Source organism: Aeromonas sp. 602396 (genome assembly GCF_049173735.1).
Classification (GTDB): domain Bacteria; phylum Pseudomonadota; class Gammaproteobacteria; order Enterobacterales; family Aeromonadaceae; genus Aeromonas; species Aeromonas veronii_A.
Genome location: NZ_JAAKSD010000029.1, coordinates 1 through 1,352, shown reverse-complemented (window position 1 = coordinate 1,352; position 1,352 = coordinate 1). Strand labels below are relative to the sequence as shown.

1 rRNA gene is annotated in these 1,352 nt (G+C 53.3%); it reads right to left on the bottom strand.

Annotation, left to right across the window (positions count from 1 at the left end):
- Positions 1-1,352 (bottom strand): 23S ribosomal RNA (locus G5229_RS20530); the annotation flags it as partial.

The window sequence follows — 1,352 nt, the reverse complement described above, 5'->3', positions numbered from 1 at the left end:
CACCGTAGTGCGTTCGTCTCGTGTCTCAGTGTTGTGTCTCCGGATTTGCCTAGAAACACCACCTACGCACTTTCACCAGGACAACCGTCGCCTGGCCCACCTAGCCTTCTCCGTCCCCCCATCGCAATTACAAGTCGTGCAGGAATATTAACCTGCTTCCCATCGACTACGCCTTTCGGCCTCGCCTTAGGGGTCGACTCACCCTGCCCCGATTAACGTTGGACAGGAACCCTTGGTCTTCCGGCGAGGAGGCTTTTCACCCCCTTTATCGTTACTTACGTCAGCATTCGCACTTCTGATATCTCCAGCATACCTCTCGATACACCTTCGCAGACTTACAGAACGCTCCCCTACCACTCACACATAAGTGTGAATCCGCGGCTTCGGTGCCTGGTTTGAGCCCCGTTACATCTTCCGCGCAGGCCGACTCGACTAGTGAGCTATTACGCTTTCTTTAAATGATGGCTGCTTCTAAGCCAACATCCTAGCTGTCTGAGCCTTCCCACATCGTTTCCCACTTAACCAGAACTTTGGGACCTTAGCCGGCGGTCTGGGTTGTTTCCCTCTTCACGACGGACGTTAGCACCCGCCGTGTGTCTCCCGGATATTACTTACTGGTATTCGGAGTTTGCATGGGGTTGGTAAGTCGGGATGACCCCCTAGCCCAAACAGTGCTCTACCCCCAGTAGTATTCGTCCGAGGCGCTACCTAAATAGCTTTCGGGGAGAACCAGCTATCTCCGAGTTTGATTGGCCTTTCACCCCCAGCCACAGGTCATCCCCTAACTTTGCAACGTTAGTGGGTTCGGTCCTCCAGTTGATGTTACTCAACCTTCAACCTGCCCATGGCTAGATCACCCGGTTTCGGGTCTACACCTTGCAACTAGACGCCCAGTTAAGACTCGGTTTCCCTACGGCTCCCCTATACGGTTAACCTCGCTACAAAATGTAAGTCGCTGACCCATTATACAAAAGGTACGCAGTCACCCCGAAGGGCTCCCACTGCTTGTACGTACACGGTTTCAGGTTCTATTTCACTCCCCTCACAGGGGTTCTTTTCGCCTTTCCCTCACGGTACTGGTTCACTATCGGTCAGTCAGGAGTATTTAGCCTTGGAGGATGGTCCCCCCATATTCAGACAGGATGTCACGTGTCCCGCCCTACTCGATTTCACATCAAGGTTGTTTTCGTGTACGGGGCTATCACCCTGTATCGCCGGCCTTTCCAGGACCGTTCCACTAACTTCCAAGATGCTTAAGGGCTAATCCCCGTTCGCTCGCCGCTACTGAGGGAATCTCGGTTGATTTCTTTTCCTCGGGGTACTTAGATGTTTCAGTTCTCCCGGTTCGCCTC